At 55.6% G+C, this 23,460-nt stretch carries 22 protein-coding genes and 1 pseudogene; 11 read left to right on the top strand and 12 right to left on the bottom strand.

The genetic code is table 11. The features are described from left to right. Positions 1-63 precede the first annotated feature (63 nt). Both NQ230_RS21295 and aspA read right to left on the bottom strand, forming a co-directional pair. Positions 64-1,365 carry an anaerobic C4-dicarboxylate transporter gene (locus NQ230_RS21295; RefSeq protein ID WP_024907357.1) on the bottom strand — a complete coding sequence of 434 codons (1,302 nt, stop codon included), beginning with the start codon at positions 1,363-1,365 and terminating at the stop codon, positions 64-66. 115 nt (positions 1,366-1,480) lie between these two features. Next, entirely contained in the window at positions 1,481-2,917 is a 1,437-nt protein-coding gene (gene aspA, locus NQ230_RS21290) for an aspartate ammonia-lyase (protein WP_003855923.1), read from the bottom strand. Positions 2,918-3,252: 335 nt separating this feature from the next. On the opposite strand from aspA, the gene NQ230_RS21285 reads away from it, so the two are divergent. After that, positions 3,253-3,717, top strand: a complete 465-nt coding sequence (locus NQ230_RS21285; RefSeq protein ID WP_183078920.1) for an FxsA family protein — start codon at positions 3,253-3,255, stop codon at positions 3,715-3,717. 24 nt (positions 3,718-3,741) lie between these two features. On the opposite strand, the gene yjeH is transcribed toward NQ230_RS21285, so the two are convergent. Continuing rightward, a complete protein-coding gene (yjeH, locus tag NQ230_RS21280; protein WP_121424832.1) occupies positions 3,742-4,989 on the bottom strand; it encodes an L-methionine/branched-chain amino acid transporter in 1,248 nt (415 codons plus the stop codon). A gap of 179 nt (positions 4,990-5,168) precedes the next feature. Between yjeH and NQ230_RS21275 the strand changes: the two are divergent. From NQ230_RS21275 to NQ230_RS21265, 3 genes and pseudogenes are all read left to right on the top strand, one after another. Beyond that, positions 5,169-5,461 (top strand): annotated as a pseudogene (locus NQ230_RS21275) (co-chaperone GroES). A gap of 31 nt (positions 5,462-5,492) precedes the next feature. Next, positions 5,493-7,136, top strand: a complete 1,644-nt coding sequence (groL, locus tag NQ230_RS21270; RefSeq protein WP_010427772.1) for a chaperonin GroEL — start codon at positions 5,493-5,495, stop codon at positions 7,134-7,136. Between the two features lie 134 nt (positions 7,137-7,270). After that, positions 7,271-7,624: a DUF4156 domain-containing protein gene (locus NQ230_RS21265; protein ID WP_023310115.1), complete on the top strand. Its 354-nt coding sequence runs from the start codon at positions 7,271-7,273 to the stop codon at positions 7,622-7,624. A 66-nt stretch (positions 7,625-7,690) separates the two neighbouring features. On the opposite strand, the gene epmB is transcribed toward NQ230_RS21265, so the two are convergent. Continuing rightward, positions 7,691-8,719: an EF-P beta-lysylation protein EpmB gene (epmB, locus tag NQ230_RS21260; RefSeq protein ID WP_213822738.1), complete on the bottom strand. Its 1,029-nt coding sequence runs from the start codon at positions 8,717-8,719 to the stop codon at positions 7,691-7,693. A 40-nt stretch (positions 8,720-8,759) separates the two neighbouring features. Between epmB and efp the strand changes: the two genes are divergently transcribed. The 3 genes from efp (at position 8,760) to ecnB (ending at position 9,771) form a co-directional block, all read left to right on the top strand. Next, the gene (gene efp, locus NQ230_RS21255) at positions 8,760-9,326 is read left to right on the top strand and encodes an elongation factor P (RefSeq protein WP_010427766.1); all 567 of its coding nucleotides are present in this window, start codon (positions 8,760-8,762) and stop codon (positions 9,324-9,326) included. A gap of 58 nt (positions 9,327-9,384) precedes the next feature. Continuing rightward, complete coding sequence (locus NQ230_RS21250; RefSeq protein ID WP_032643762.1) at positions 9,385-9,516, top strand: entericidin A/B family lipoprotein; 132 nt, start codon at positions 9,385-9,387, stop codon at positions 9,514-9,516. A gap of 108 nt (positions 9,517-9,624) precedes the next feature. Next, a complete protein-coding gene (ecnB, locus tag NQ230_RS21245; protein WP_047346104.1) occupies positions 9,625-9,771 on the top strand; it encodes a lipoprotein toxin entericidin B in 147 nt (48 codons plus the stop codon). 38 nt (positions 9,772-9,809) lie between these two features. On the opposite strand, the gene NQ230_RS21240 is transcribed toward ecnB, so the two are convergent. Then, positions 9,810-10,409 carry a helix-turn-helix transcriptional regulator gene (locus NQ230_RS21240; RefSeq protein WP_121424834.1) on the bottom strand — a complete coding sequence of 200 codons (600 nt, stop codon included), beginning with the start codon at positions 10,407-10,409 and terminating at the stop codon, positions 9,810-9,812. Positions 10,410-10,670: 261 nt separating this feature from the next. Here NQ230_RS21240 and sugE point away from each other — a divergent pair, with 261 nt between their 5' ends. Further along, the gene (gene sugE / locus NQ230_RS21235) at positions 10,671-10,988 is read left to right on the top strand and encodes a quaternary ammonium compound efflux SMR transporter SugE (protein ID WP_006178944.1); all 318 of its coding nucleotides are present in this window, start codon (positions 10,671-10,673) and stop codon (positions 10,986-10,988) included. Here sugE and NQ230_RS21230 read toward each other — a convergent pair. Together NQ230_RS21230 and blaACT are read right to left on the bottom strand one after the other, a co-directional pair. Then, positions 10,985-11,515, bottom strand: a complete 531-nt coding sequence (locus NQ230_RS21230; protein ID WP_045888999.1) for a lipocalin family protein — start codon at positions 11,513-11,515, stop codon at positions 10,985-10,987. The two genes, sugE and NQ230_RS21230, sit on opposite strands and share 4 nt — an antisense overlap. A gap of 122 nt (positions 11,516-11,637) precedes the next feature. Then, positions 11,638-12,783: an ACT family cephalosporin-hydrolyzing class C beta-lactamase gene (gene blaACT, locus NQ230_RS21225; protein WP_257261357.1), complete on the bottom strand. Its 1,146-nt coding sequence runs from the start codon at positions 12,781-12,783 to the stop codon at positions 11,638-11,640. Between the two features lie 132 nt (positions 12,784-12,915). On the opposite strand from blaACT, the gene ampR reads away from it, so the two are divergent. Further along, positions 12,916-13,791, top strand: coding sequence for a LysR family transcriptional regulator AmpR (ampR, locus tag NQ230_RS21220; protein ID WP_121424835.1), 876 nt, complete (start codon positions 12,916-12,918; stop codon positions 13,789-13,791). A gap of 29 nt (positions 13,792-13,820) precedes the next feature. Here ampR and frdD read toward each other — a convergent pair whose 3' ends face one another. From frdD to frdA, 4 genes are read right to left on the bottom strand one after another with little or no spacing between them, the layout of a single operon-like run. Continuing rightward, a complete protein-coding gene (gene frdD, locus NQ230_RS21215; protein WP_000609653.1) occupies positions 13,821-14,180 on the bottom strand; it encodes a fumarate reductase subunit FrdD in 360 nt (119 codons plus the stop codon). 10 nt (positions 14,181-14,190) lie between these two features. Further along, a complete protein-coding gene (frdC, locus tag NQ230_RS21210) occupies positions 14,191-14,586 on the bottom strand; it encodes a fumarate reductase subunit FrdC (protein WP_121424836.1) in 396 nt (131 codons plus the stop codon). Positions 14,587-14,596: 10 nt separating this feature from the next. Beyond that, on the bottom strand, positions 14,597-15,331 hold the full coding sequence (locus NQ230_RS21205; protein ID WP_023310124.1) for a succinate dehydrogenase/fumarate reductase iron-sulfur subunit: 735 nt from the start codon (positions 15,329-15,331) through the stop codon (positions 14,597-14,599). Next, entirely contained in the window at positions 15,324-17,114 is a 1,791-nt protein-coding gene (gene frdA, locus NQ230_RS21200; protein ID WP_063144110.1) for a fumarate reductase (quinol) flavoprotein subunit, read from the bottom strand. The genes NQ230_RS21205 and frdA overlap by 8 nt, the downstream gene beginning before the upstream one ends. Positions 17,115-17,425: 311 nt before the next feature. Between frdA and epmA the strand changes: the two genes are divergently transcribed. Next, the gene (epmA, locus tag NQ230_RS21195; RefSeq protein ID WP_023334238.1) at positions 17,426-18,403 is read left to right on the top strand and encodes an elongation factor P--(R)-beta-lysine ligase; all 978 of its coding nucleotides are present in this window, start codon (positions 17,426-17,428) and stop codon (positions 18,401-18,403) included. Between the two features lie 195 nt (positions 18,404-18,598). Further along, complete coding sequence (gene yjeM, locus NQ230_RS21190; RefSeq protein ID WP_159515369.1) at positions 18,599-20,098, top strand: glutamate/gamma-aminobutyrate family transporter YjeM; 1,500 nt, start codon at positions 18,599-18,601, stop codon at positions 20,096-20,098. Positions 20,099-20,135: 37 nt separating this feature from the next. On the opposite strand, the gene mscM is transcribed toward yjeM, so the two are convergent. Further along, a complete protein-coding gene (gene mscM, locus NQ230_RS21185) occupies positions 20,136-23,459 on the bottom strand; it encodes a miniconductance mechanosensitive channel MscM (protein WP_257259022.1) in 3,324 nt (1,107 codons plus the stop codon). Position 23,460: the final 1 nt, after the last annotated feature.

Raw genomic sequence — 23,460 nt, 5'->3', positions numbered from 1 at the left:
GGTCATTAATGAAACGGGCCGCAGAGCGGCCCGATTTTAACTATTTTTACAACCACTCACCGTTTACAGCACCACGCCGCCAATGATAAAGCCGAGGATCACGCAAAGTGAAATGGCGACCACGCCCGGGATCAGGAACGCGTGGTTAAACACATACTTACCGATACGGGTTGAGCCGGTGTCGTCCATCTCCACCGCCGCCAGCAGGGTTGGGTAGGTTGGCAGAACGAACAGGGCAGAAACCGCCGCGAAAGAGGCAATCGCCGTCAGCGGGGTAACGCCCAGCATCAGTGCCGCAGGCATCAGCGCTTTGGTGGTCGCCGCTTGAGAGTAAAGCAGGGTAGCGGCAAAGAACAGCACCACCGCCAGCAGCCACGGGTAGTTGTGCAGCAGGTCGCCGGCTACGGTCTGAATGTCGCTGATGTGCGCTTTCACGAAGGTATCACCAAGCCAGGCTACACCGAGGACGCACACGCAGGCGCTCATACCCGATTTGAAGGTGCTGGCGTTCAGCACTTCGCTGGTATCAATTTTACAGGTGATGCTAATCAGCGTCGCGATGGTCAGCATAAACACCACAATCGCTTCGTTACGCGGCAGGACCGGGTTCTGGATCAGCCCCACGGTATCGCTGATAGCGGTCGCGTAGAACATGACGGCGACAATACCGATCAGGAACAGCAGCACGGAGCGTTTTGCGTGCGGCTTCAGCTCGAAGACCTGGCTGCCGCGCAGGCTCACTTCACCTTTTGCCAGACGTTCCTGATACACCGGATCGTCTTTCAGCTCAGCGCCGAGGAAGTTACACAGCACGGCAGTGATCATCACCGCAATCAGCGTCACCGGGATACAGATCGCCAGCAGCGTCAGGTAGCTCACGCCCATCGGCTCAAGGATACCGGCGAAGAAGACCACCGCAGCGGAAATCGGCGAGGCGGTAATCGCAATCTGGGACGCGACGACGGCAATAGAGAGCGGACGAGACGGGCGGATACCTTGCTCTTTCGCCACTTCGGTAATCACCGGCAGCGTAGAAAAGGCGGTGTGGCCCGTACCGGCGAGAATGGTCATAAACCAGGTCACCAGCGGGGCAAGGAAGGTGATGTATTTTGGATGGCGGCGCAGCATACGCTCCGCCAGGCTTACCAGATAGTCCATACCGCCTGCCACCTGCATGGCGGCGATAGCGGCAATAACCGCCATGATGATTTCGATAACGTCAAAAGGGATTGCGCCGGGTTTAATCTGAAAGATAAGGGTAAGAACAAGCACCCCGAGACCGCCGGCAAAACCGATGCCGATACCCCCGAGTCGTGCGCCCAAATAAATCGCCAACAAGACGATGACGAGTTCTGCTCCAAACATAAAGACCTGCCTTGCTTATTAACAAGTTGATATTGAATTGTTGTATTTAGGTAACGCCTAAAAAGAAAAAAGGCACGTCACAAGTGACGTGCCTTAAGAAGCCTAGCCTGAACGGTTACTGTTCGCTTTCATCGGTATATCGTTTCGCTTTATATGCCGGGTGCATCAGGTTCTGGGCCGAGAAGATATCGTCCAGCTCGGCTTCGGTCAACAGCCCGCGTTCCAGCACCACTTCACGTACGCTCTTACCGGTTTCGGCGCAAATCTTACCGACGATGTCACCGTTGTGGTGACCGATGAACGGGTTGAGGTAGGTGACGATCCCGATGGAGTTATAGACATAACCCTCACAGACTTCTTTATTCGCTGTGATGCCGTTAATGCATTTTTCCAGCAGGTTGTAGCAGGCGTTCGTCAGGATGTGGATAGATTCAAACATCGCCTGGCCAATCACTGGCTCCATCACGTTCAGCTGCAGCTGACCCGCTTCAGAGGCCATGGTCACGGTTGTATCGTTGCCGATGACTTTGAAGCAAACCTGGTTCACCACTTCTGGCACAACCGGGTTCACCTTGGCTGGCATGATGGACGAACCGGCCTGCAGTTCTGGCAGGTTGATTTCGTTCAGGCCAGCGCGCGGACCGGAAGAGAGCAGGCGCAGGTCGTTACAGATTTTGGACAGTTTCACTGCCAGACGTTTCAGGGCGCTGTGCACCATGACGTAGGCGCCGCAGTCGGACGTCGCTTCAATCAGGTCTTCTGCAGGCACAACCGGCAGGTTAGAGACTTCAGCCAGCTTCTGTACCGCCAGCTGCTGATAGCCGTCCGGGGTGTTCAGACGCGTACCGATGGCGGTTGCGCCCAGGTTCACTTCCAGCAGCAGCTCGGAGGTGCGCAGCAGGTTTTTAGTCTCTTCGTTAAGCAGCACGTTAAACGCGTGGAATTCCTGGCCGAGCGTCATCGGCACCGCGTCCTGCAGCTGGGTACGACCCATTTTCAGGATGTCCTGGAACTCAACCGCTTTACGCTGGAAGCCATCACCCAGCTGGTTGATCGCATCTACCAGTTTCACTACAGAGGCATACACCGCGATACGGAAGCCGGTAGGGTAGGCGTCGTTGGTGGACTGGCATTTGTTAACGTGGTCGTTCGGGTTCAGGTACTGGTATTCACCTTTCTGGTGACCCATCAGCTCCAGGCCAATGTTTGCCAGTACTTCGTTAGTGTTCATGTTGACGGAGGTGCCCGCGCCGCCCTGATAGACGTCAACCGGGAACTGGTCCATGCATTTGCCGTTGTTCAGCACTTCATCGCAGGCCGCGATAATCGCATTTGCCGCGCTTTTAGGAATGGTTTGCAGCTCTTTGTTGGCCAGTGCTGCGGCTTTCTTCACCATCACCATGCCACGGACAAACTCAGGGATGTCGCTGATTTTGCTGTTGCTGATGTAGAAGTTTTCAATCGCTCTCAGAGTGTGAACACCGTAGTAGGCATCCGCTGGAACTTCCCTGGTACCCAACAAGTCTTCTTCGATACGAATGTTGTTTAACATGTGAACCTTCTTTTCAAGCTGCCGATGGATTGTACTAAACACACAGTATATATGTGGTTTTGAATATTTTCTGGCCGACGATTATTCCCTCAATCAGCCAGATGCTCGAGATCATATGCTGATGATAGCGAATTGCCGTAAGCTGGATCACTTATTATCGAGCCGATTCCATGATAATTATTAATCTGTGAAATGGGTCACCGCTTTAATATTTCCAAAAAAAATATCCGTGCAAACTGATTGAATTTTCGCTAACCGTCACCATTTCTTACAAACGCGCGTCGCGAACACATTCAGACAGGGGCCCTACGGCCCTTGCCACACAGGAGATGCCAGTGCGCTGGATACCGTTTATTGCTTTCTTTCTCTATGTTTACATTGAGATTTCCATTTTCATCCAGGTTGCCCACGTGCTGGGCGTCCTGCTGACGCTGATTCTGGTGATTTTCACCTCCGTCATCGGCATGTCGCTGGTGCGTAATCAGGGTTTCAAAAATTTCCTGTTAATGCAGGAGAAGATGGCCGCAGGCGAAAGCCCGGCAGCGGAGATGATCAAAAGCGTATCGCTGATTATTGCGGGGCTGCTGCTCATCCTGCCGGGGTTCTTTACCGATTTCCTCGGCCTGTTGCTGCTGTTACCGCCGGTGCAGAAGCACCTGACCATGAAGCTGCTGCCGCATCTGCGTTTCAACCGCATGCCGGGTGGCGGGTTCAGTACCGGGCCGGGCGATACGTTTGAAGGGGAATACCAGCGTAAGGACGACCAGCGCGACCGGTTAGATCATAAGGACGATCGGTGATTTTTTTGCCCGGTAGCGCTTCGCTTACCGGGCCTCCCGATTCTGCCGTTTCGGCAAAAACAGCCACAGCCCTGCCAGCATGACAATCGCGTACAGACTCTTCCATCCCACCATCGCCAGCAACAGCAGGCAAAGCACGCCCCCGACGACCGCCAGTGCTTTATAACGACCTTTCAGCAAGCGACATCCCGCCAGCATGCACAGCAGGTAGATCATGATGAAAATACCGTTGGCGTAGACGATCAGCGCGTCCAGATTGATCTTCAGCGCGTAAATACACAGCGTGCTCAACACGCAGCAGCCCAGTACGGCATTCAGGGCATTCAGCGGAAGCTGGCGTTTAGACAGGCGCGCGAGGCGATTCTCAGGTTTGTCGAGCGCCTGCGACCACACCAGCCGGGCAAAGCTCTGGATATAAATATTCAGGCTGGCAAAACAGGCCAGATAGCCAATGACGCAGGCGATCCACAGCGCCTTCACGCCGAACAGTTCCACCACGATACCCGGCAGAGATGCGGCAGCAGCGAGATCCGCACCGAACGCGTTGAAGTGTAATACCAGCACGGTGCAGGCCCAATAGACCGTGCCTGCCAGCAGCAGGCCTATCATCAGCGCGCGGGGGAAATCGCGTTCAGGCTGCTTAAATTCCGACGCCAGATGGGCAAAGGCTTCCAGACCCACAAAACACCAGAACATGACCGAGAGCGCGGCGAAAAGCTGTGAATGGTCGACGTCTGTCACCGCCGGGAAGGGAATGTCCTTGATTGTGATATCGCCTGCCCACCAGATAGCGGCAACGAGCGCGACAATCAGCACCGCAACCAGCGTCTGCAGGTTGGCGCTGGAGCTCGCTCCGCGAGAGCCTACCCACCAGACGATAGCCAGCGTACCCAGCTCGGCCAGCAATAACTGCTCGTTATGCCAGCCAAACAGCGCCTGACCAAAGCCGGTCGCAATATGCAGCGCCGCAGGAAGGCCAACCGGAATGACGGAGAGAAACAGCCAGCCGGTGACGCGCTGCAGCCGCGGGCCAAAGGCCAGGCCGACAAAGTGCGCTACGCCGCCCGCGCTGGGGAAATGCCGCCCCAGGATGGCAAACACAATGGCTATCGGGAAAACCAGTACAATCAGCGCTGGCCACGCCCACAGGCTATTATTTCCAGCCACCAGCGCCGCCAGCGCGGGGACGGCAAACACGCCCGTACCTAACAAGGAGGTTGAGAGCAGTCCAACGCCCTGCGCCAGCCCCAACTCCTGCTTGAGTCCACTCATTGACATCGCCCTGCCCGTACCAAAAGAGAGGCGATGGTAACACTTTCGCAAATTTTTTTTTCGACTCCCCCTTGAAGGGGTAAAAAGCTATCCCCATCTCTCAGGGCACTAGTCGGAAAACCGCATGCGGGCCGGCGTCATCCATAACTGATAATGACTTTCTCAAAGGAGAGCTATCAATGAGTATTCGTCCGTTACATGATCGTGTGATCGTCAAACGTAAAGAAGTTGAAACCAAGTCTGCTGGCGGCATCGTTCTGACCGGTTCGCAGCAGCCAAATCAACGCGTGGCGAAATCATCGCTGTCGGTAAGGGCCGCATCCTGGAAAACGGAACTGTGCAGCCACTGGACGTTAAAGTTGGTGACATCGTAATTTTCAACGATGGCTACGGCGTGAAATCCGAGAAGATCGACAATGAAGAAGTGTTGATCATGTCCGAGAGCGACATTCTGGCAATTGTTGAAGCGTAATTTACGCACGAGAATTTGAGGAAATAAGAACATGGCAGCTAAAGACGTAAAATTCGGTAACGACGCTCGTGTAAAAATGCTCCGCGGCGTAAACGTACTGGCAGATGCAGTTAAAGTGACCCTGGGCCCGAAAGGCCGTAACGTAGTGCTGGATAAATCCTTCGGCGCGCCAACCATCACCAAAGATGGTGTTTCTGTAGCACGTGAAATTGAGCTGGAAGACAAGTTCGAAAACATGGGCGCGCAGATGGTGAAAGAAGTTGCCTCTAAAGCGAACGACGCTGCAGGCGACGGTACCACCACCGCGACCGTACTGGCGCAGGCGATCATCACTGAAGGTCTGAAAGCCGTTGCTGCGGGCATGAACCCAATGGATCTGAAACGTGGTATCGATAAAGCTGTCGCTTCCGCTGTTGAAGAACTGAAAGCGCTGTCCGTACCGTGCTCTGACTCTAAAGCCATTGCTCAGGTTGGTACCATCTCCGCTAACTCCGACGAAACCGTAGGTAAACTGATTGCTGAAGCGATGGACAAAGTCGGTAAAGAAGGCGTGATCACCGTTGAAGACGGTACCGGTCTGGAAGACGAACTGGACGTGGTTGAAGGTATGCAGTTCGATCGCGGTTACCTGTCCCCATACTTCATCAACAAGCCAGAGACTGGCGCTGTTGAGCTGGAAAGCCCGTTCATCCTGCTGGCTGACAAGAAAATCTCCAACATCCGCGAAATGCTGCCAGTGCTGGAAGCCGTTGCGAAAGCAGGCAAGCCGCTGGTTATCATCGCTGAAGACGTTGAAGGCGAAGCGCTGGCGACCCTGGTGGTTAACACCATGCGCGGCATCGTGAAAGTGGCTGCGGTTAAAGCACCTGGCTTCGGCGATCGCCGTAAAGCGATGCTGCAGGATATCGCTACCCTGACCGGCGGTACCGTAATCTCTGAAGAGATCGGTATGGAGCTGGAAAAAGCGACCCTGGAAGACCTGGGCCAGGCGAAACGCGTTGTGATCAACAAAGACACCACCACCATCATCGATGGCGTGGGTGAAGAAGCCGCTATTCAGGGCCGCGTTGGTCAGATCCGTAAGCAGATCGAAGAAGCTACTTCCGATTACGACCGTGAAAAACTGCAGGAGCGCGTAGCGAAACTGGCTGGCGGCGTTGCGGTAATCAAAGTTGGTGCGGCGACCGAAGTTGAAATGAAAGAGAAAAAAGCACGCGTTGACGATGCCCTGCACGCGACCCGTGCTGCGGTAGAAGAAGGCGTGGTTGCTGGTGGTGGTGTTGCGCTGGTGCGTGTTGCCGCTAAGCTGGCAGGCCTGACCGCACAGAACGAAGATCAGAACGTGGGTATCAAAGTTGCGCTGCGCGCAATGGAAGCGCCTCTGCGTCAGATCGTGTCCAACGCCGGTGAAGAGCCATCTGTTGTGACCAACAACGTGAAAGCGGGCGAAGGTAACTACGGTTACAACGCGGCAACTGAAGAATACGGCAACATGATCGACTTCGGTATCCTGGACCCAACGAAAGTGACCCGTTCTGCTCTGCAGTACGCGGCATCTGTTGCTGGCCTGATGATCACTACCGAGTGCATGGTAACCGACCTGCCTAAAGGCGATGCACCTGACTTAGGTGCTGCTGGCATGGGCGGCATGGGCGGTATGGGCGGCATGATGTAATCGTGCGCTCTACGTCGTAGAATGTGAAAAACCCCCGGGCAGAAATGCTCGGGGGTTTTTCTTTTGGTCATCTTTTAGGTATAAGATTTACACACGGACAACTACTGTCCAGCTTATTGAAAACGAGGAATAACATGCGCGTAAAAGTCTGTGCAGGGATTGTAGGGGCAGCATTGCTGCTGGCGGGTTGTAGCTCCAGCAATGAGCTGTCGGCAGCGGGCCAGGGCGTTCGCTTTGTGGAAGATAAGCCTGGCAGTGAATGCCAGCTGTTAGGCACGGCAACCGGTGAGCAAAGTAACTGGATGTCAGGTCAGCATGGCGAAGAAGGTGGTTCTATGCGCGGTGCGGCGAATGCCCTGCGTAACCAGGCTGCGGCGATGGGCGGTAACGTGATTTACGGCGTGAGCAGCCCAACGCAGAGTATGCTGTCCAGCTTCGTGCCGACCGCCAGCCAGATGAACGGCCAGGTCTACAAGTGCCCGAACTGAGTTAACTTGCTGATGGCGCTGCGCCCGGACCCCGTAGGGCAGGTAAGCGTAGCGCCACCTGCCTTTTTAGTTCTGCCGCAGCTGCAAATCCAGCGGCGTCTTGCTCGGCTCTCCGCCAATCTCGCGTGCCAGCTTCGGCACCATATAGCCTGAAACCAGCGTTAACAGTTCGCGCATAATCTGCCGGGCTTCTTCATCCGTCACCATGAAATGCGCCGCGCCCTGAACGCGATCCAGCACGTGCAGATAATAGGGCATCACGCCCGCATCAAACAGGGCATTGCTCAGGTCGGCCAGTACGCGTGCGCTGTCATTCACGCCGCGCAGCAGTACGCTCTGGTTCAGCAGCGTTACGTCCGCTTTACGCAGCCGCGCCATCGCCGCGCGAAACGCATCGTCAATTTCGTTCGCGTGGTTGATATGGTTCACCAGCAGCACCTGCAAGCGAGACTGCTCCAGGCGTGAGACCAGGCCGTCCGTGATCCGCGCTGGAATAACAATCGGTAAACGGCTATGAATACGCAGACGCTTGATATGCGGGATGGCTTCAAGCTCGGTCAGCAGCCAGTCCAGCTCATGATCTTTCGCCATCAGCGGGTCGCCGCCGGAAAAAATAATCTCATCCAGCTCCGGATGGGCGGCGATATAGTCCAGCGCGACCTGCCAGTTGCGTTTATTGCCCTGATTTTCGGCGTAAGGGAAGTGGCGACGGAAGCAATAACGACAATTTACCGCACAGCCGCCTTTTACCAGCAGCAGGGCGCGGTTGAGATACTTGTGCAGTAAACCCGGCACCACGCTGTTCTGCTCTTCCAGCGGATCGGTGCTATAACCCGGCGCGGTGACAAACTCATCCTGCGAAGTAAGCGTTTGTTTTAATAGCGGATCGTTGGGGTTGCCTTTCTCCATCCGCGCTACAAACGCACGGGGAACGCGCAGGGCGAAAAGGCGCTTTGCCTCGCGGCCTGCAAGCAACTCTGGGTGCTGATCGAGGTCTAAAAGACGCAGCAATTCATCAGGACTGGTGATTACATCGGCAAGTTGCGATAACCAATCTTCTCTGGACGGGGTGTTTAGGGTTACAATATGCGCCATTTTGTGGCTTAGCTACCAGTTAACAAATTTAGAGGGCCTTATGGCAACGTACTATAGCAACGATTTTCGTGCTGGTCTTAAAATCATGATGGACGGCGAACCGTACGCGGTTGAAGCCAGCGAATTCGTTAAACCAGGTAAAGGCCAGGCATTCGCACGCGTTAAGCTGCGCCGTCTGCTGACCGGTACCCGTGTTGAGAAAACCTTCAAGTCTACTGACTCCGCTGAAGGCGCTGATGTTGTTGATATGAACCTGACCTATCTGTACAACGACGGTGAGTTCTATCATTTCATGAACAACTCCACTTTCGAACAGCTGTCCGCTGATGAGAAAGCGGTAGGTGACAGCGCTAAATGGCTACTGGATCAGGCTGAGTGCATCGTGACCCTGTGGAACGGCCAGCCTATCGCTGTGACCCCACCAAACTTCGTAGAACTGGAAATCGTTGAAACCGATCCAGGTCTGAAAGGTGATACCGCAGGTACCGGCGGTAAACCAGCCAAACTGTCTACCGGCGCAGTGGTTAAAGTGCCATTGTTCGTACAGACTGGCGAAGTAATCAAAGTGGATACCCGCTCCGGCGAATACGTGTCCCGCGTGAAGTAATTTACGTCATGATTGAAGGCGCAGCGCCCGCTGCGCCTGATTTTTGCAGGCAGGGATGATGAAACGTACCGTTAAAATTCTGCTTCTGTTAGCGCTTTCCAGCGCATTGCTTTCCGGGTGTAACACCGCGCGCGGCGTGGGTGAAGATATCCAGGATCTCGGCCATATCATTTCTCACGCTGCCAGCTAACACCGTCTAATTTTCCTAAAAATGCTTCCTTTTCCGTCAAACGACGGGATCTTGTCTATCCTTAAGTTGCTATACACAAAACAACTTTGGCTATAAAAGGAAGATATTATGGTTAAGAAAACAATTGCAGCGATCTTTTCTGTCCTTGTGCTTTCCACAGTGTTGACTGCATGTAATACCACCCGCGGCGTAGGGGAAGATATCTCCGACGGTGGTAATGCTATTTCTGGTGCAGCAACGAAAGCCCAGAACTAAATGTATGGACGGTACGGCACGATACTTTCACCGTACCGTCAATTCTCGACTTCCTGCAGGGATAAAAACGGAGAAAAACGCGTATCCATATGCAGTTTCATGCGGATATTGCGCTTATAGGTATAGACCGTTTTTCCGTTGATACTCAGGTGAGCGGCAATCTTTTGATTGCTCGCGCCGTCCATCCACAATGTCAGCACTTTCTCTTCCTGCCGGGTCAGCAAGGGGGCGGCTGCCGTTGGTCTTTCAGCGCATGAGCGCGAGATCAATGCGTCGTTGATAACCGTTGCCACCTCTCCGAGACTGGCGTTTTTCAACAATGACGACCACACCGGGAACTGTCCGAGCCAGTCTGTCATGCCGTTGTCCTCTCCCGATTGCAGCAAAATAAACGGTAAGCGTTCACTGGCGTTGAGCAAGGACGAGAGCTGCTGAAAATGATGGATATCCTGCCTGAAGCCGTACAGGTCAGCGATAACCAGCGTGGGTTTCCATTGCAGAATGTGCTCTCTGGCAAGGAACAGATTATTCAGCCCGGTCACAACGTAGTGTCCCGGGAACAAACCGGAATGATTGAGCCATGCTTCAAATCCCGTGCGGGTGAAGTGACAACGGTCAATCAAAAGAATTTTGAACATATTTTATTCGCAGTCGGCTAGTGGTTTGGCTTCCTGCCATCAGAAAGCACATCATCATAGAGAAGTCGGATGAGTGCTAAATGCCGGAACTACGCGCCATACTGCGGCTATTTCTTGCCTTAACGTGTTCAGCAAAAAATGATTGAAAAAAAATAGCACGCTAACCACAATATGGGGCGTAATCTCTGCCTTACGGGACGACCCGTAAGCGTTTCTTTCACCGGGGACGGCCCCAACTTGAATTAAGTTAAGGAGCCTGAAATGTCCTGGATCATTCTTTTTATTGCTGGCCTGCTCGAAGTGGTATGGGCGATTGGTCTCAAATACACCCACGGATTTACCCGTCTGACGCCCAGCGTCATTACCGTCACCGCGATGATCGTGAGTATTGTCCTGTTATCCTGGGCGATGCGTTCGCTGCCTGTGGGAACGGCTTATGCCGTCTGGACGGGCATTGGTGCGGTAGGGGCCGCCATCACCGGCATTCTGCTGCTGGGAGAGTCAGCGAGTCTGGCGCGTATCGCCAGCCTCGCCTTGATTGTGGCCGGGATCATTGGGCTCAAGCTCAGCACCCATTAATGGGGTTGTTTTACCCAGATAAGTTTTGACACATCAAACCCTTGCCGGGTCGCGACGTCCAGCATCTGCTGTTTCATTTCTGACGAAATAGTTGGCGTGCGGGAAAGTATCCACAGATAGTCGCGATCCGGCCCGCAGACCAGCGCATGACGGTACTCTCTGTCGAGCGCGATCACGTTATAGCCGCCATAAAACGGGCCAAAGAAAGAGACTTTGAGCGCGGCCCGTCGCGGGTCGCCCGTGAAGTACGCTTTCCCAATCGACTGTTGCCACATCTCCCGGTCGGGATTATAGCCCCGGTTGATCACCTGAATACCGCCATCGTCCATCGGACTGTAATTCGCCGTGACCTTCTCCAGGCCCTGTTCAAACCGATGGTCGAGGCGCGCGATTTCATACCATGTTCCAAGGAAGCGTTGTGCATCAAAAGGCGTGACGACGGTAACGCCAGGCGGTGGGGTAGGGGAACTGCAGGCAACCACTAAAAACGCGGCTGTCACCGCGGCGATAACAGGCAGAATGCGCATAGGAGTTTCCTTACTGTTTTTTTGTTAAGTGTAGATGACGGCAAGGAAAATGTGGTTTTTGTGCGGCGTCACACCGTGGATTTTGTAGGCCGGGTAAGGCGAAGCCGCCACCCGGCAATGTTTTACTGCAGCGCGTCGAGGATACGGTATGCCGCCTCAACGCGTGCCGGGTTCGGATAGCTTTTATTCGCCAGCATCACAATGCCGAGCTGCTTTTCAGGAATAAAGGCCACGTAGCTGCCAAACCCGCCGGTTGAGCCGGTTTTGTGCACCCATGAGGCTTTTACCGGAGGCGCCGGAGGATTCACTTCTCTTGCGGGCAGAGGCGCCAGCGCTACCTTATTGTCACTACCTTCAACAACGGTTTTGGCTTCGACCGGCCAGTTAAACATTTCCCAGCCCAACCCCTGATACATGGCCCCCACGCGCCAGTAGCGAGACTGCGCCAGGGCAATGCCTTGCCTGAGTGAAGTATCCTGAAGGGAGTCAGGCTTCATGTTCACCATCACCCAGCTCGCCATATCCTTCACGTTGGTTTTTACGCCATAGGCTTCCGCGTCGAGCATGCCTGGCGAAACGTGTACCGCTTTACCGTCACGGTATCCCCAGGCGTAATGCGCCTCTTCCGCTTTCGGAACGTTAATCCACGTATGGTCCAGCCTGAGCGGCTTAAAGACCCGCGCCGTTATGGCCTGCTCATAGCTCATGCCGGAAGGTTTGACCGCCAGCGCGCCAAAAAGGCCGATGCTGGTATTGGCGTAAAGACGCGTGGTACCCGGCTTCCACTGCGGCTGCCAGTTTTGATAAAAGCGCAGCAGAGAGTCGTTATCCGTGACCTCATCCGGTACCTGTAACGGCAGACCGCCTGCGGTATAAGTTGCCAGATCCAGCATGCGGATCCCCTGCCACGGCTTGCCCGTCAGCTCAGGCCAGTACTTTGTCACCGGGTCGCCGAGCGATATTTCACCGCGAGCAATCGCATCGCCACCCAGTACGCCGGTGAAGGTTTTACTTATAGAACCCAGTTCGAACAAGGTTTGTGGGGTGACAGGCTTGTTTGCCGCAACATCGGCTTTACCGAAGGTAAAGTAGTGCGGCTGACCCTGATAAATCACCGCCACCGCCATGCCCGGAATGGCCTGCGCTTTCATCAGCGGCGTAACGGTCCGTTCAACCACCTCAGCCAGCTGTTTTTCTGACATCGGGGCAGCCAATACCGAGCAGGAGGTGCTGAGCAGCAGGGCGCAGCAAAGGGATTTTGTCATCATCATTTATCTTCCGTAATAGCAGTTCAAGGGAGTGTCCGGGCCCGTCAGACCGCTGTAGTCTGTTGGATTTGACTATGGCTGACAAACGGTTAAATTTAGCATTAGCTGTTATTTTTTCTAACGGACGAGGCCATGACGCGCAGCTATCTTCCTCTTAATTCCCTGCGGGCGTTTGAAGCTGCCGCCAGGCACCTCAGTTTTACGCATGCCGCTATCGAGCTGAACGTCACCCATTCCGCGATTAGCCAGCACGTAAAGGCGCTGGAGCAGCACCTTAATTGCCAGCTGTTTGTCCGCGTGTCGCGTGGGCTGATGTTGACCACCGAAGGCGAAAATTTACTGCCGGTGCTGAATGACTCGTTCGATCGTATCGCCGGAATGCTGGATCGCTTTGCCAGCCAGCGCGCTCAGGAGAAGCTCAAAATAGGTGTGGTAGGGACCTTTGCCACAGGGGTTTTATTCTCTGAGCTTGCGGACTTTCGCCGCCGCTATCCGCATATTGATCTTCATCTTTCCACCCATAACAATCGCGTCGACCCGGCGGCTGAAGGGCTTGATTACACTATTCGCTACGGTGGCGGCGCGTGGCATGGAACCGATGCAGAATTCCTTTGCCCTGCGCCGCTGTCTGCGCTCTGTACACCCGATATTGCCTCCTGTCTAAAAAGCCCGGCAGATATCCTGAAGTTTACCCTGCTGCGCTCCTACCGGCGTGACGAGTGGGCTGCGTGGATGCAGGCAGCGGGTGAACATCCTCCCTCGCCGACGCACCGGGTGATGGTGTTTGATTCGTCCGTGACCATGCTGGAAGCCGCGCAGGCAGGCGCAGGGATTGCCATTGCGCCTGTCGATATGTTTACCCATTTACTCAGCAGCGAGCGCATCGTGCAGCCGTTTGCAACGCAGATTGACCTCGGCAGCTACTGGCTCACAAGACTACAGTCACGGACAGAAACGCCCGCAATGCGCGAGTTTGCCCAGTGGCTGGTGGAGAAGATGCAGAAATAAAAGGCCCGCCGTATGGCGGGCCAGAAGCGTCAGATGGTGACCACGGCAATCAGCGTCACCACGGTCAGGATGGTCGCCAGACCGTAGAACACCCATTTACCGCTCGGGACATGGATTTTCAGGTCATGCATCGCATGGTGAATACGGTGCAGACCACACCACAGCGGCAGGACGATCATCAGGAAGATGAATACGCGGCCGATAAAGCTGCTCGCGAACGCCAGTACGCGCTCGTAGCTCAGCGCATCGCCCGGGAACAGCCCCAGCGGCAGCATAATGCCGACCAGCAGGATGATAACCGGCGCGATAATGGCACTCCACATGCCGCCAGCACCGAACAGGCCCCAGAATACCGGCTCGTCAGAACGTTTTGGATTTGGATTGATCACAGGTGTCTCCTTACCAGAACAGTGCGACAAACAGAATGACCATAGTGACCAGAATCGTCACTGCCCAGAGCCCTTTAATCACCGGCTCTGGCCCCATTTTCTCGTCTTTTACGATGATGTTCGCCGCTTTTGGCGCCAGTTCAAACCAGGTTTTGGTATGAAGCAGCGCGGCCGCGAGCACGATCAGGTTCAGAACCACAATGATCGGGTTTTGCAGGAAACCGACAAAGCTGGCCCAGGCTTCCGGACCGTGCTTGAGGGCAAAAACGCCGTACATCAGCTCAAGGCTGAACCAGACCGCCGGTACCGCCGTGCCTTCACGCAGCATATAGAAGCGATAAAACGGCAGGTTTTTCCACCAGGTGGACGGCACAGGCCGCACATAGGCTTTGCGTTTAGTCGTCATCATGCACTCCTTAGCGTGGTTTCAGGGTAGCGATAAGAAAGTCTTTCGAGCTTTCCACTTTACCCTGCTGAATTGCGGCGGCCGGGTCGACGTGCTTCGGACAAACTTCGGAGCAGTAACCCACAAAGGTACAGCTCCAGACGCCGTTCTGGCTGTTAAGCTGCGCCATACGTTCTTTTTTGCCGTGGTCGCGGCTGTCCTCGTTATAGCGGTGCGCCAGGGTAATGGCGGCCGGGCCGATGAACTCCTTGTTCAGGCCAAACTGTGGACAGGCGGCGTAGCAAAGACCGCAGTTGATGCAGCCGGAGAACTGATGGTATTTCGCCATCTGCGCCGGCGTCTGGGTGTTCGGCCCCTGATCCGGCGTGCGCGGATTACCAATGATGTACGGCTTAATGGCTTCCAGGCTTTCGATAAAGTGGGTCATATCGACCACCAGATCGCGTTCAATCGGGAAGTTGCCCAGCGCTTCGACCTTAATGCCTTTGGTGTATTCGCGCAGGAAGGTCTTACAGGCCAGCTTTGGCACCTTGTTGACCATCATGCCGCAGGAGCCACAGATGGCCATGCGGCAGGACCAGCGGTAGCTCAGGTCTGGCGCCAGGTTATCTTTGATATAGCCGAGCGCATCCAGCAGGGAGGTTTGCTCGTCATAAGGGACTTCATAGAAAGCGCTGTGCGGTGCGGCGTCCACTTCCGGATTGTAGCGCACCACTTCAACTTTCATTTTTTGCATCTCAGCCATTCGCCTTCTCCTTCTTCTCGGCGGCTTCTGCTTCTGCACCGTACACGCGTTTAGCCGGCGGCAGCGTGGTGATTTTCACGTCGCTGTAGTCCAGACGTGTGGTGCCATCCGCATCGCGCCAGGCGAGAGTGTGTTTCAGGAAATTGACGTCGTCACGTTCGGTACAGCCTTCGTCCAGACGCTGGTGGGCCCCACGCGACTCTTTACGCGCCAGCGCAGAGTGCGCCATACATTCCGCGACGTTCAGACCGTGGCCCAGCTCGATGGTGTAGAGCAGGTCGGTGTTGAATACGCTGGAGGTGTCGGTGATGCGCACGCGCTTGAAGCGCTCCTGCAGTTCCGCCAGCTTGTCGACGGTTTTTTGCATCAGCTCAGGGGTACGGTAGATACCGCAGCCTTCTTCCATCGACAGGCCCATCTCGTCGCGGATCTTCGACCAGTTCTCGTTGCCTTCCTGGTTCACCAGATCTTTCAGGCGTTTTTCAACGTCTGCGACCTGCGCATCCAGCGCGGCACCGTTAGCTTCGCCTGCGGTAGCCGCTCGCTCCATCGCGCGCTCGCCCGCCATGCGGCCAAAGACGACCAGCTCTGCCAGCGAGTTAGACCCGAGACGGTTAGCGCCGTGCAGGCCGACAGAGGAACACTCGCCGACGGCGAACAGGCCTTTAATCCGGGTTTCGCACTGCTGGTCGGTTTCGATCCCGCCCATGGTGTAGTGCGCGGTTGGACGCACCGGAATCGGCTCTTTCACCGGGTCGACGCCGACGTAAGCTTTCGCCAGCTCGCAGATGAACGGCAGACGTTCCAGCAGTTTCTTCTCGCCAAGGTGACGCAGGTCGAGATAGACCACATCGCCGCGCGGCGTGGAGATGGTGTTGCCTTTGCGCCACTCGTGCCAGAAGGCCTGAGAGACTTTATCGCGCGGGCCGAGTTCCATGTATTTGTTCTTCGGCTCGCCGAGCGGGGTTTCCGGGCCCATGCCGTAATCCTGCAGATAGCGGTAGCCGTTTTTATTGACCAGAATACCGCCTTCACCGCGGCAGCCTTCCGTCATCAGAATGCCGGAGCCCGGCAGGCCGGTTGGGTGATACTGCACGAACTCCATATCGCGCAGCGGCACGCCGTGGCTGAGCGCCATGCCCATGCCGTCGCCAGTGACGATGCCGCCGTTGGTGTTGTAGCGATAAACGCGGCCCGCGCCGCCTGTTGCCATCACCACGGCTTTCGCGCGGATCTGGACAAGCGTGCCTTCCATCATGTTCATCGCTACCAGACCGCGAGCCTCACCGTCATCGACCAGAATGTCGAGGACGAAATGTTCATCGAAGCGCTGAATTTGTGGGAACTGAAGGGAGGTCTGGAACAGGGTGTGCAGCATGTGGAAGCCGGTTTTATCGGCGGCGAACCAGGTGCGTTCAATCTTCATTCCGCCAAAGCGGCGAACGTTGACGCTGCCGTCCGGACGACGGCTCCACGGACATCCCCACTGTTCAAGCTGGGTCATTTCCGTTGGACAATGATGCACAAAGTAGTCAACGACATCCTGTTCGCAAAGCCAGTCGCCCCCTGCAACCGTGTCGTGGAAATGGTATTCAAAGCTGTCATGATCCTGCGCAACGGCGGCGGACCCTCCTTCTGCTGCCACTGTGTGGCTACGCATTGGATAGACTTTTGAAATCAATGCGATTTTAGCGTTGGGATTAGCTTGTGCTGCAGCAATCGCAGCACGTAATCCAGCCCCGCCAGCGCCTATTACGGCAAGATCGGCTTGAAAAGTTTGCACGACATTCCTCCAGATTTTTGTTATTTCGCAACGCGACAAACTAAAGGTAGTTCACCCGTCCAAAAGGACGATTGCGAAAGCGTTTCCACTGCTCCTTTATGGGTAAAACAGTATAACCGTGTAGATGTCAGGGAAATTTGACGTGTTCGATTTTTTTTGCTGTTCTGTCAGGCGATTTATCATGAAGATTGATGAATTACGTCACGTAATTGCCCACCTAAATGAAATGCGCTTTTTTACTGCGCAAAATTTGTCTCTGCCCCAGCTAACGAGTAGACTTCGTGCCCTTGTCTGAAATCGGAGAACAACTCATGAGCGAAACGGCCACCTGGCAGCCGAGCGCATCCATCCCTAATCTGTTAAAACGCGCTGCAATTATGGCGGAGATCCGCCGTTTCTTTGCCGACCGCGGAGTCCTGGAGGTGGAAACGCCGTGCATGAGTCAGGCAACGGTAACGGATATTCATCTGGTCCCGTTTGAAACCCGTTTTGTTGGCCCCGGCCACTCTCAGGGCATGAATTTGTATCTGATGACCAGCCCGGAATACCACATGAAACGCCTGCTGGCGGCGGGATGTGGCCCGGTGTATCAGCTATGCCGCAGTTTCCGTAATGAAGAGATGGGTCGTCATCACAACCCGGAATTCACCATGCTGGAGTGGTACCGCCCGCATTATGATATGTACCGCCTGATGAATGAGGTGGACGATCTGCTGCAGCAGGTCCTGGAATGCTCGGAAGCCGAAACGCTCTCCTATCAACAGGCTTTCCAGCGCCATCTGGAAATTGATCCGCTGTCGGCGGACAAAGCCCAGCTGCGCGAAGTGGCGGCAAAACTGGATCTCAGCAACGTGGCGGATACCGAAGAGGATCGCGACACGCTGCTCCAGCTGCTGTTCACTTTTGGCGTTGAACCGCAGATTGGCAAAGATCGCCCGACGTTTGTCTATCACTTCCCGGCAAGCCAGGCCTCACTGGCGCAGATCAGTACCGAAGATCATCGTGTCGCAGAGCGTTTTGAGGTCTATTACAAAGGCATCGAGCTGGCGAACGGCTTCCACGAACTGACTGATGCCCGCGAGCAGCAGCAGCGCTTCGAGCAGGATAACCGCAAGCGCGCCGCGCGCGGTCTGCCGCAGCAGCCTATTGATGTTAATCTGCTTGAAGCATTAAAAGCAGGTTTGCCGGATTGCTCCGGCGTGGCGCTGGGCGTTGACCGTCTGGTGATGCTGGCGCTTGGCGCAGAGCAGCTAGGCGATGTGATTGCCTTTACGGTCGATCGCGCCTGATAAAATGCCGGGTGGCGCTGCGCTTACCCGGCCTCCCATTCCTGTCAATTAACCTTTCCATTTCAGCACGACAACATTAAAAACTGCCACATTCTCTATACACGGGTCTTTTTCTTAATTTGCCCCGCATAGCCACAATATCTGTCTGGTCTTCTGCTACCATCCGCGCAGTTTAATTCCTCTTCGGATGGTTCTATGTCCCAGTCACTCAAAAAGATGACCCTCACCGGGCTCATTCTGATGATATTTACCTCAGTCTTTGGCTTTGCCAACAGCCCGTCAGCGTTCTATCTGATGGGCTACAGCGCGACGCCGTTTTATATCGTTTCTGCTCTGTTCTTCTTTATCCCGTTTGCGCTGATGATGGCGGAGATGGGCTCGGCTTACCGGAAAGAAGAGGGCGGGATCTACTCATGGATGAATAACAGCGTCGGGCCGCGCTATGCGTTTATCGGCACGTTTATGTGGTTTTCATCCTACGTCGTCTGGATGGTCAGTACGGCGGCCAAAGTCTGGGTGCCGTTCTCCACGTTTCTTTTCGGTGCCGATAAAACGCAGGTCTGGTCTTTAGCCGGGCTAAGCTCCACGCAGGTCGTCGGCATTCTGGCGGTAGGCTGGATGGTGGTGGTCACCCTGGTGGCGTCTAAAGGCATCAATAAAATTGCCCGGATTACCGCCGTGGGCGGGATCTCGGTTATGGGGTTGAATTTGGTACTGCTGCTGGCGAGCATCGCTATCCTGTGCCTGAACGGTGGTCACTTCGCGCAGGAGGTGAACTTTGCCTCCTCGCCGAATCCGGGCTACCAGTCCGGGCTCGCCATGCTCTCCTTCGTGGTGTTTGCCATCTTCGCTTACGGCGGTATTGAAGCCGTAGGCGGGCTGGTCGATAAGACGGAGAACCCGGAAAAGAACTTTGCGAAAGGCATTATTTTTGCCGCCATCGTCATTTCCATTGGCTATTCGCTGGCGATTTTCCTCTGGGGCGTCAGCACCAACTGGCAACAGGTGCTGAGCAACAACACCACTAACCTTGGCAACATCACCTATGTGCTGATGAAAAGCCTGGGGATGACGCTGGGACAGGCGATGAACCTGAGTCCCGAGGCGGCATCGGTAATGGGGGTCTGGTTCGCGCGTATTACCGGCCTGTCGATGTTCCTGGCCTATACCGGTGCGTTCTTCACGCTGATCTACTCGCCGCTGAAAGCGATTATTCAGGGTACACCAAAAGCGCTGTGGCCCGCACGTATGACCCAACTGAATAGCGCAGGCATGCCTGCCAACGCCATGTGGATGCAGTGTCTGCTGGTGTGCGTGTTCATTCTGCTGGTGTCATTTGGCGGCGATACGGCATCTGCGTTTTACAACAAGCTGACCCTGATGGCGAACGTGTCGATGACGCTGCCGTACCTGTTCCTGACCCTGGCGTTCCCGTTCTTTAAGGCGAAGCAGGATCTTGAACGTCCGTTTGTGATTTTTAAAACCCGCGCGGCAACGCTGCTGGCAACCACGGTGGTAGTGCTGGTGGTGGCGTTTGCCAACATCTTCACCATTATTCAGCCGGTAATTGAGGCGAACGACTGGAACAGCGCGCTGTGGATGGTTGGTGGGCCTATCTTCTTCTCGCTGCTGGCGATGGGGATTTATGAGAATTATCGTCGACGTGCGATGGCGTACGTCGCAGAAGTGGCGTAGCGGTAAAGTGCCCCTCCCGAAAGGGAGGGGAGAGAGATTACAGACTTCCCGCCGGGCGCGATCTTGCCACCGACGTGAGCGTTTTACCCATCTTGCGTCCGTCCATGCTTTCCAGACGCATCTGGAACGGTGGGAACGGCATATCAATACCGTGCTCGCGGAAGCCCGCCAGAATCAGCTGGTGAATCTCATGGCGCAGCGGCATACGGTGCCCCATTTCGGCAGCGTAGATACGCAGCTCGAAAATCTGGATCCCCTGCTGTAAATCAACCAGGAACACTTCCGGTACGGGGTTATCGAGCACCAGTGTACAGCGTTCGGCAGCGGTGTAGAGGATCTGGGTGACTTCTTCACTGTTGGCATCCGACGGCGCCGGTACTGTTAGCACCACGCGCGTGACGGAGTCTGACAGGGACCAGTTGATAAACTGCTCGGTAATAAATGCCTTGTTCGGCACGATGATCTCTTTCCGATCCCAGTCGCTGATCGTAGTGGCTCGGGTGTTGATCTTCGTTACGCTCCCGGTCAAATCGCGGATCGTCACCGTATCACCGATACGAATCGGCTTTTCAAACAGGATGATCAGGCCGGATACAAAGTTAGCGAAAATCTCCTGCATGCCAAAGCCAAGGCCAAACGTTAGCGCGGCAACCAGCCACTGCAGTTTAGACCACTCAATACCAATCATTGAGAATCCAACCATCCCGCCAAACAGCAGTATCAGGTATTTCGTAATGGTCGTGATGGCGTATCCCGTGCCAGGGGTTAAATCCAGATGCTGCAGCAGCGCCAGCTCCAGCAGTGCAGGGAAGTTACGCACCAGCTGCGTGGTGATGATCAGCACCAGAATGGCAATCAGCACCGCGCCTAAGGTGATCGGCTCCAGGCTTTCAACACCCTGTACCGTGGACGTCACGTCCCACAGAGAGATATTCTCCAGGAAGCCAAACGCGGAATGAATTTCCGACCACAGGAAGATCACCGACAGAAGGGCAACCAGCATCAGGAGGGAGCGCACCAGGCGCAAAGACTGGGTACTGATAGCATCCAGATCCAGTTCGACCTCGTCGGCATCCATCGTGCCTTCCGTACTGTTGACATGGTTTGGCTCTTCCTCACCCCGCGCACGCTGGGCGAGGATCTCCGCCCGGCGATGCTTGGCACGGTCAAAGGCCAGACGGCGACGCTGGATCAGCATTCCGCGACGGATCACGTGATACACCACCAGCAGCAGGAACCAGATCGCCACTGACGTTTCCAGTCGCGCCAGCAGCGCCTGCGCGGTTGCCAGGTAACCTACCGCCGCTGCCAGCATCGCAATCATAGGAGCGCTCAGCAGCAGGTTCCAGAGAAGCCGGTTGAACATATTGTCGCCGCTACCGGATTTATCCAGATAGAGCGGAATGCCCGCGCGTTTCAGGCTGAGCGTGACGATGGCCAGCGCCCCGCATATCAGCATAAAGCAGAGGCGGCCCAGCGAGCCTGAGAATTCCCGGTCGTTGAGATTATCGAACATGATCAGCGCCATGATCAGCGGCACAATCAGCCCGATGCTCATCAGGTAATAGCGCATGGCGCGCGCCACGCGATTACGCGGCCAGCCAAAGTGGGTGATGAACAGGCCATTGGGACGCGCGAAGGTGGCGCATATCATGACCACCCACAGCAGCGGCACCGTGGCGGTGACGCCATCGCCAATCGCCACCGCGAGCGGATAGGGCCAGGCTTCCCGCAGGCCATACCCCAGCGTCATCCACAGCACCGGCAGCGGAGAGGCGACAAGAATCGACCAGAATACGGTGCGCAGCGTCAGCCAGAAGTGATCCTGGGTGACTTTCCCCACCCGAGCGCTGGAACGCTCCAGGAAGCGGGTGAAATGTCTGCGCGAGTAAATGCTGAAGCCCACCAGAATCAACGCTCCCAGCAGCGGGAAAATGGTCTCTTTGCTGGTGAACATCATCACGCTGGCCTGTCCCAGCTGGCTGAAGGTATCCAGTGAAATCAGGCGGCGCAGGTCCTGGACAATCTCAATCGGCCACGAGAAGGTCATCGGACGCACGTCGGACGTCCAGAAGAGATAACGGTGCGTAGCCTCGTTCACCTCTTTCAGCGCATCTTCCAGCTGGCTATTGGATACTTTTAGCTTGGTCAGCTCCAGAATCAACGTATCCCCGCCCTGGAGCAGAGAGTTCAGCAGTTCACGCTGGGTACGCAGCTGGGCTTCCAGAATACGGTTTTGCTCGCTGGTCAGGGGCTGTCCGTCAGCCTGACGGATCTGGCGGATTTGCGGCTGCTTGTTGAGGAGATCTTCAAAGTGCAGGCGCTGAACGCGCAGCTGGGCCATCTCGGTATCCAGCTGCTGCGGCTTCGGCATTTCCGGCAGGCGCGCGACCTGGGCGCGTAACGCCTCGCCCAGCAGGTTTGATGACCCGAGCCACTGTGACTGTTCGCGCAGCGTGTTGAGCGCCTGGCGAACCTGGAGGGTTTGATTGGTCGCCTGACGCTGCTGGGAGGCAACCAGATCCATGCGCTGCGCCTGCTGGTTCAGCGCGGCAGAAAGTTCGCGGTTGACCCTGAATTGTTCGTTGATACCGGCAGGCAGGTTTTCGCTGTTTTCAGCGAGCAGTTCTGTACTTTCCAGCGCCCGTTCGGCTTCACGCTGGCGCTGGCTGTTCAGCTGATTACGCAGGGCCTGAAGGTAGGCATCAAGCTGCTCGCTCTGCTTTTGCGCCAGCTCGGCGCGCATGCGCGACAGCTCCTGACGGTTGTTGGCAGAAAGCTGCGCCAGCTCGAGCTCATCAACCAGCGCTTTAAGTCGGGCGGATTCAGCCTGAATCCCAAGATTTTGCGCCTGGCTTTGTGCTGAATTGCCAGACTGCGTGCCCACGCGGCGCTCCACCTCGTTTAGCTGGCGGCGGGCGTCGGTTTGCTGCTGCGGAAGCTGGCTGAGCGAGTCGGCGATTTCGCGCGCGCGCTCCTGTTCCTGCTGCGCCAGGCGGCTCTTTTCCAGAAGCTGGCTGCTGACCTGGAGGATCTCCTGGTTTAGCGCATCGGAGGTTAAGCCCGCAGGAACATCGCGCGGTTCGTCGCGCAGATTATTGAGCTGCGTGCGCAGCGTCTGCGAGAGTTTGGGGAAGTTGTCGATAACCTGCTGATACTGCTGAGCGCGCTCAAGAGAGCCTTTCCGCTCCTCAAGCGCGTTCAGGGCAGCCTGGAGCGACTCGACGGTCTCTGGCTGAGCGGGTTTGGCCGCTTTTGCCTGCTCCAGTTCCTGGGTTATCTGTTTGGCGTCGGGGGCTGTCGCTGCGTACGCCCCCATGCTGAGGCACCAGGCCATCAGTAGAACGATAATCGGGCGCACG

Origin of the sequence: Enterobacter asburiae, from assembly GCF_024599655.1 — a bacterium.
GTDB classification, from domain to species: domain Bacteria; phylum Pseudomonadota; class Gammaproteobacteria; order Enterobacterales; family Enterobacteriaceae; genus Enterobacter; species Enterobacter asburiae_D.
This window is presented reverse-complemented; position numbering and strand designations above follow the sequence as displayed.

Excerpts from the sequence above, each read along its gene's own strand:
- ampR (WP_121424835.1), top strand. The coding sequence starts at position 12,916 with ATGACGCGCAGCTATCTTCCTCTTAATTCCCTGCGGGCGTTTGAAGCT.
- ecnB (WP_047346104.1), top strand. The coding sequence starts at position 9,625 with ATGGTTAAGAAAACAATTGCAGCGATCTTTTCTGTCCTTGTGCTTTCC.
- NQ230_RS21295 (WP_024907357.1), bottom strand. The coding sequence starts at position 1,365 with ATGTTTGGAGCAGAACTCGTCATCGTCTTGTTGGCGATTTATTTGGGC.
- yjeM (WP_159515369.1), top strand. The coding sequence starts at position 18,599 with ATGTCCCAGTCACTCAAAAAGATGACCCTCACCGGGCTCATTCTGATG.
- NQ230_RS21250 (WP_032643762.1), top strand. The coding sequence starts at position 9,385 with ATGAAACGTACCGTTAAAATTCTGCTTCTGTTAGCGCTTTCCAGCGCA.
- groL (WP_010427772.1), top strand. The coding sequence starts at position 5,493 with ATGGCAGCTAAAGACGTAAAATTCGGTAACGACGCTCGTGTAAAAATG.
- epmA (WP_023334238.1), top strand. The coding sequence starts at position 17,426 with ATGAGCGAAACGGCCACCTGGCAGCCGAGCGCATCCATCCCTAATCTG.
- NQ230_RS21240 (WP_121424834.1), bottom strand. The coding sequence starts at position 10,409 with ATGTTCAAAATTCTTTTGATTGACCGTTGTCACTTCACCCGCACGGGA.
- sugE (WP_006178944.1), top strand. The coding sequence starts at position 10,671 with ATGTCCTGGATCATTCTTTTTATTGCTGGCCTGCTCGAAGTGGTATGG.
- efp (WP_010427766.1), top strand. The coding sequence starts at position 8,760 with ATGGCAACGTACTATAGCAACGATTTTCGTGCTGGTCTTAAAATCATG.
- NQ230_RS21265 (WP_023310115.1), top strand. The coding sequence starts at position 7,271 with ATGCGCGTAAAAGTCTGTGCAGGGATTGTAGGGGCAGCATTGCTGCTG.
- yjeH (WP_121424832.1), bottom strand. The coding sequence starts at position 4,989 with ATGAGTGGACTCAAGCAGGAGTTGGGGCTGGCGCAGGGCGTTGGACTG.
- blaACT (WP_257261357.1), bottom strand. The coding sequence starts at position 12,783 with ATGATGACAAAATCCCTTTGCTGCGCCCTGCTGCTCAGCACCTCCTGC.
- frdC (WP_121424836.1), bottom strand. The coding sequence starts at position 14,586 with ATGACGACTAAACGCAAAGCCTATGTGCGGCCTGTGCCGTCCACCTGG.
- NQ230_RS21230 (WP_045888999.1), bottom strand. The coding sequence starts at position 11,515 with ATGCGCATTCTGCCTGTTATCGCCGCGGTGACAGCCGCGTTTTTAGTG.
- NQ230_RS21205 (WP_023310124.1), bottom strand. The coding sequence starts at position 15,331 with ATGGCTGAGATGCAAAAAATGAAAGTTGAAGTGGTGCGCTACAATCCG.
- epmB (WP_213822738.1), bottom strand. The coding sequence starts at position 8,719 with ATGGCGCATATTGTAACCCTAAACACCCCGTCCAGAGAAGATTGGTTA.
- aspA (WP_003855923.1), bottom strand. The coding sequence starts at position 2,917 with ATGTTAAACAACATTCGTATCGAAGAAGACTTGTTGGGTACCAGGGAA.